Source organism: Roseisolibacter sp. H3M3-2 (assembly GCF_029211165.1).
Lineage (GTDB): Bacteria > Gemmatimonadota > Gemmatimonadetes > Gemmatimonadales > Gemmatimonadaceae > Roseisolibacter.
Window position 1 is genome coordinate 1 of the sequence record NZ_JARGEK010000375.1, and the last position, 4,526, is coordinate 4,526.

General features: G+C 76.6%; 6 protein-coding genes. All 6 read right to left on the reverse strand.

Annotation, left to right across the window (positions count from 1 at the left end):
• Positions 1-614: ATP-binding protein (locus PYV61_RS21345; RefSeq protein WP_275835448.1), on the reverse strand; the 614-nt coding region annotated here is incomplete at its 3' end.
• 91 nt (positions 615-705) lie between these two features.
• On the reverse strand, positions 706-1,110 hold the full coding sequence (locus PYV61_RS21350) for an ATP-binding protein (RefSeq protein WP_275835450.1): 405 nt from the start codon (positions 1,108-1,110) through the stop codon (positions 706-708).
• Positions 1,107-1,580 carry an STAS domain-containing protein gene (locus PYV61_RS21355; RefSeq protein ID WP_345785276.1) on the reverse strand — a complete coding sequence of 158 codons (474 nt, stop codon included), beginning with the start codon at positions 1,578-1,580 and terminating at the stop codon, positions 1,107-1,109. Before PYV61_RS21355 ends, PYV61_RS21350 begins: the two co-directional genes overlap by 4 nt.
• Positions 1,581-1,599: 19 nt before the next feature.
• Positions 1,600-2,478: an STAS domain-containing protein gene (locus PYV61_RS21360; RefSeq protein ID WP_275835454.1), complete on the reverse strand. Its 879-nt coding sequence runs from the start codon at positions 2,476-2,478 to the stop codon at positions 1,600-1,602.
• 96 nt (positions 2,479-2,574) lie between these two features.
• On the reverse strand, positions 2,575-4,143 hold the full coding sequence (locus PYV61_RS21365; protein ID WP_275835456.1) for a M20/M25/M40 family metallo-hydrolase: 1,569 nt from the start codon (positions 4,141-4,143) through the stop codon (positions 2,575-2,577).
• A 112-nt stretch (positions 4,144-4,255) separates the two neighbouring features.
• Positions 4,256-4,526: SGNH hydrolase domain-containing protein (locus tag PYV61_RS21370; protein WP_275835458.1), on the reverse strand; the 271-nt coding region annotated here is incomplete at its 5' end.

The following is a 4,526-nucleotide window of genomic DNA, read 5'->3' on the forward strand; positions in this document are numbered from 1 at the left end:
CCGGCGAACACCCCCCCCCCCCCGTCGAGCCCCGCCCCCCCCGCCTCGGCGGCCGCCGGGCCGTGCCCCAGCCCGTCGACGACCAGCAGCCGCTCGGTCCCCGCCGCCGCGCTCCCCCAGCCCCCCCACCCGTCGCCGCACGCGGTCTCGCCGGCCAGCGGGAGGCACACCGCGCCCAGGTCCGGGTCGTCGGCCGCGGGCGGGCCGCCGGGCGCGGTGGGGCGCAGCCGCAGCACGAGCGCCGTCCCCTGCCCCGGCGGCCCGTAGGCGTCGAAGGCGTCGCTCATGCGGCGCATCGCGCCCAGCCCCTGCCCCGCCGTGCCGCCGGTCGAGTAGCCGTCGGCCATCGCGCGCGCGAGGTCGGGGATCCCGGGGCCGCGGTCGAGCGCCAGCTGCGCGACCCCCGCCGCCGCGCCGCCGGCGCCGGCGAGGGCGCGCGCCACCAGCTCGCCGCCGCCGCCGTGGCGGGCGAGGTTGGTCGCCGCCTCGGTGGCCACCAGCGCCGCGCGCCCGGCGTCCTCCTCGGAGAAGCCGAGGGCGCGGGCGAGCGCGCTCACCTGCCGGCGCGCCTCGCCGACCTGCGACGCGTCGGCCACCTCGACCCGCGTGGACACGGACGCGGGCGGGCGGCGGGCCTCCCCCCACAGGGGGTCGGACGCGAACGGCAGGTACGACGACACGGGGCGGGGGGGTGGCGCCGGCGCGTCAGCGCCAGCGGGCGATGGTGACGCGCGTCCCCTTCCCCGGGGCCGAGTCGAGGTCGAACTCGTTCGAGAGGCGGCGCGCCCCGCTCAGCCCCAGCCCGAGCCCGCCCCCGGTCGTGTAGCCGTCGGTGAGGGCGAGCGCGAGGTCGGGGATCCCGGGGCCCTCGTCGGCGAAGCGCAGCCGCAGCCCGCGGCGCGCCCCGTCCTCCAGCGCCTCCAGCGTGAGCGAGCCGCCGCCGCCGTACACCACGGTGTTGCGCGCGAGCTCGGACGCCGCCGTCACCAGCTTCGTCTGGTCGACGAGGCTGAAGCCGAGCGACGTCGCCCACTGGCGCACCGTCTGCCGGACGACGACCACGTCCGACTCGACGCGCACCGGGACCGTCTCCGCGCGGACGACGCTCACGCGGGGGGCGCGCCGCGCGGGCCCCGCGGTGCGTCGCCGCCCCCGTCGTCCTCCTCGCCGGCCAGCGCGGCGGCGATCGCGTCCGCCCCCGCGTCGGTGCCGGCGCCGTCGGCGCGGCGCACCGCGTCGCGCAGCAGCGCCATCCCGCGCTCCACGTTCAGCGCGGTGCGCACGCCGGGGAGCGACAGCCCCAGCTCCACCAGCGTGATCGCCACGGCCGGCTGCATCCCCACCACCACCGTCTCGGCGTCGAGCACCCGCGCCATCGCGGCGATGTTGCTGATCATGCGCCCGATGAACGAGTCCACGATCTCGAGCGCCGAGATGTCGAGCAGCACGCCGCGCGCGCCGGTGCGGCTGATCATGGACGTCAGGTCGTCCTGCAGCACCATCGCCAGCCGGTCGTGCATGTCCACCTGGATCGTCACCAGGAGGAAGGGGCCCATCTTGAGGATCGGGATCCGCTCCATCGCCCGGCGCCCCCCGCGGTCAGCGCGCGTGGCGCGCCGGCGCGACGGACTGCATCGTCCGCGCGAGCGCCGTGCGGAAGGCGTCGGCCAGCGTCGCCTTGGTCGTCACGTCGGCCAGGTCGACGCCGAGGTGCACGATCGTCTGCGCGATCTGCGGCCGGATCCCGCTGATGATGCAGTCGGCGCCCATGAGGCGCGCCGCCGTCACCGTCTTGAGCAGGTGCTGCGCGGTCAGCGTGTCGACCGTCGGCACCCCCGTGATGTCGATGATCGCCACCTCGGCGCCCGTCTCGACGATGCGCTGCAGCAGCGTCTCCATCACCACCTGCGTGCGCGCCGAGTCGAGGGTGCCGATCATCGGCAGCGCCAAGATCCCGTCCCACAGCTTCACGACCGGGGTGCTCAGCTCCAGCATGTCCTGCTGCTGGCGCGCGATGACCTCCTCGCGCCCGCGCTGGTACGCCTCGGTGGTCAGCAGCCCGAGGCGGTCCACCAGCTCGGTGGCCACCCACAGCTCGTCGGCCAGCCGGTCGGCGTCGGCCGCCTCGCGGCGCAGCAGCACGAACAGCGGGCGCTTGAGCGAGAAGACGAACATCGCCGTCTCGGAGGGCGTCGCCCCCTCGGCCGCCCGCTGGCGCGACAGCGCGCCGAGGAACTCGCGCACCCGCGCGAAGGGCGCGCCGTGCACCGCCGTCAGGTCGCCGACCCCCGACGTCTCGGCGGTCGCCTGCTGGAGCAGGCGGAGGAACTCGGTGCTGCGCGCGCGCAGGTCGCCGGCGGCGCCGCGCGTCAGCCCCGCCGTCGTCTGCTCCTGCGTCCAGACGTCCAGCAGCTCGGCGGCGTGTCGCTCGAGGACGGCCGGGACGATCGTGGCGCGGGCTTGGGAGGGAGAGGTCACGCGCGGGGGGGTGGGGGAAACGGACGGGGGCCGGGCGGTCCAAAGATGACCGCCCGGCCCCCGCTGCGCCACGCCGGCCGCGCCAGCGGCCGACCGTCAGCGGCGCTGCTGGGACGCCTGGTAGCTCCGCCGCGCCGTGTTGCAGGTCGGCCAGCGGCGCGGCTGGCCGTTCTGCCCGATCAGCACCGCCTGCTCGCGCCCCGTCGTCGTCGGGTCCTCGCTCGCCGCGTAGGCCATCATCGCCGCCGTCGTCGCGTTCTGCCGCAGGTCGTCGAACACGATCTTGTCGTACGTGTCGCGGTTGGTGTGCCAGGTGTACTGGCGGTACTCCGCGTACGGCGACTGCAGGCGGAACGCCGGCGCCGGCCGGCAGACGAACGACGTGTGGTCGCTCCCCGTGTTGGCCTGGGGCCCCGGCAGCTGCAGCCGCAGGCTGTCCCCGATCTCGGCGGGGAGCTGCGCCACCCACCGCGCGAGGTTCGGCGCCGCGCCCGCGAACCCCTGCCCCTCCAAGATCTCGAACCGCCACGTGCCGTTGTCCTGGTTGAACACGGCCTGCAGCCCCTTGACCACCTCCGGGTGGTCCTCGGCGAACGCCAGCGACCCGATCGTCCCCTGCTCCTCCCCGCCCCAGTGCCCGACGAGGATGGTGCGCTTCGGGTTGGGGTAGGCGGCCTTCAGGATGCGCATCGCCTCCAGCATCGTGATCGTGCCGGTCCCGTTGTCGGTCGCGCCGGTCGCCGAGGCCCAGCTGTCGAGGTGCGCCGAGAGCAGCACGTACTCGTCGGGCTTCTCGCGCCCCTTCAGCTCCGCGACGACGTTGAACATCGGCACCTCGGCGCCCCCGCGCTCGGCGGTCGCGGTGAGGCGCGCGCGCGGCCCCTGGCCGTTCGTCGCCAGGCGGTGCAGCAGCCCGTAGTCCTCGCACGACACGTCGAGCGACGGCACGCGCTCGGCCGTCGCCGCGAAGACCTTGTTGACGCCCCACCCGTTCGACCAGAGCGACGTCAGGATCCCGGCCACGCCGGCCGAGTCGAGGCGCGCGTGCAGCGCGCCGCCGCCGAGCAGCTCGACGCGGCGCGCGTGCTCGCGGGCCAGCTCGGTGCGGCGCGCGGCGACGCGCTGCACGGTGGCGGGGCGCGCGTTGCGCTCCAGCTCCTGCGGCGCGCGGCACATCGGCTCGGGCGCCGACGCGAGCACGAACTTCCCGCGCACGGTGCGCAGCCACGCGGTGGCCGCCGCGGCGTCGGCGAGCGCCGGGATCGCCACCACCTCGCCGTCGGTCGGGCGCCCGCCGTTCCCCGGGCTCCACGCCAGGAAGCGCGCCTCCATCGAGCGCACGTGCGGCGCCAGCAGGTCGAGGTGCACCGGGCCGGCGCGCCACGGGCGCCAGGTGCCGTAGCGCTCGCGCCGCGCGGGGACGCCCATCCCCTGGTACGTCCGCTCCAGCCACTCGACCGCCGAGGTGAAGTTGGCGGTCCCCGAGAGCCGCGGGCCGATGGAGTCGATGAGCACCTGCGCCAGCCGCTCGGTCTGCGACGAGTCCATCCCGAGCTGCCAGATCCGGCGCATCACCGGGTCGTCGGAGCGGAACGTCTGCGCCGCGGCGACGGCCGGGGCGCAGGCGAGGGCGAGAGCGGCGAGCGAGCGGACGGGGAGACGCATGGGCGCGTGGGGACGCGGGACGGATGGGGCCTGGAGGGTCGGCCCCGCAAACGTACTGGATGGCGCCGCGGACGGCACGCCGGAGGCCCTCCGTGTCCGCCGTGTCGTCGCGCTATCGCAGCGCCGGCACCGCCGCCGCCAGCCGCGCCCCCAGCACCGGCGCCTGCGCGCGCGCGAAGCTCGCCGTCAGGTGGTCGTCGTCGGTGAACGCCACCACGCCGCCCACCACCACGCCGCAGCGCGCCGCCGCGCACACGCGGTCGTTGAGGTCGACCACCGGGATCGGCAGCCCGCGCAGCGCCGCGTCCTGCCCGGCGCGCGCCACGCGGCGCGCCGCGCGCGCGCGCGCGTACGTGCAGTCGCCCGCCAGCGGCAGCAAGTCG